Annotated in this window: 2 protein-coding genes; both read right to left on the bottom strand. The window is 56.6% G+C overall.

All coding sequences use genetic code 11. The features are described 5' to 3' along the window. The coding region (locus QMG56_RS23640; protein WP_375713763.1) for an IS3 family transposase at positions 1 to 311 on the bottom strand (311 nt) is incomplete at its 3' end. Between the two features lie 56 nt (positions 312 to 367). Then, positions 368 to 670, bottom strand: a 303-nt coding sequence (locus QMG56_RS23265) for a transposase (RefSeq protein ID WP_281825281.1), incomplete at its 5' end; no start/stop codon positions are given.

Genomic DNA, 670 nt, shown 5'->3' with positions numbered 1-670 from the left:
GGACAGAACTGACGATCGAGTATGTTTGCCGCGACCGGATGAGCATGCCGGGAGTCAGTGGTGCATACCCTGAAACGCTTGTGCTGCAAGGCCCAGAGCCCCTCGCGCTGCATGAGCCGAGCGATCTGGTTTATGCCGCAAACGTGGCCATTTTCATGCAGTTCACGGTAGATCCTGGGGCTGCCATAGACCCTGAAATTAAGGTCAAAGGCGTCCTTGACGTGCTGAGCCAGCTGCCGGGATTGTTGAGTGCGCCGGCTCGGCCGACGACTTAAATGAGCATAAAAACCACTCGTCGATACGCCCAGCATTCGGCATAGCATGGTGACGGGAAAGTAGATCTTCTGCGCCGCAATGAAGGAATACTTCAGTGCGATTCCCTCGCGAAGAAGACTGCCGCCTTTTTTAGGATTTCCTTTTCCTGTCGCAGGATCTGGTTCTCCCGGCGTAGCCGTTGAAGCTCTTCCTGCTCGGAGGTTTGCAGGGTGCCGGTCAACGAAGTCGTGCCATGCGCCCGGGCCTTGGCGACCCAGCGGGTCAAGGAGCTTTCACCGACATCGAGGTCGCGCGCTACCTGAGCAACAGGTAGCTCGTGCTCGATGACGAGTTGAACAGCATCCTGCTTGAACTGCGCAGTGAACTGGCGTCTAACTTTTTTCTCAGTCATGGG

This window comes from Sphingobium sp. BS19 (assembly GCF_027925545.1).
In the GTDB taxonomy this organism is placed as follows: domain Bacteria; phylum Pseudomonadota; class Alphaproteobacteria; order Sphingomonadales; family Sphingomonadaceae; genus Sphingobium.
The sequence above is the reverse complement of the archived record's forward strand: the minus strand, read 5'-3'. Positions and strand labels throughout refer to the sequence as shown.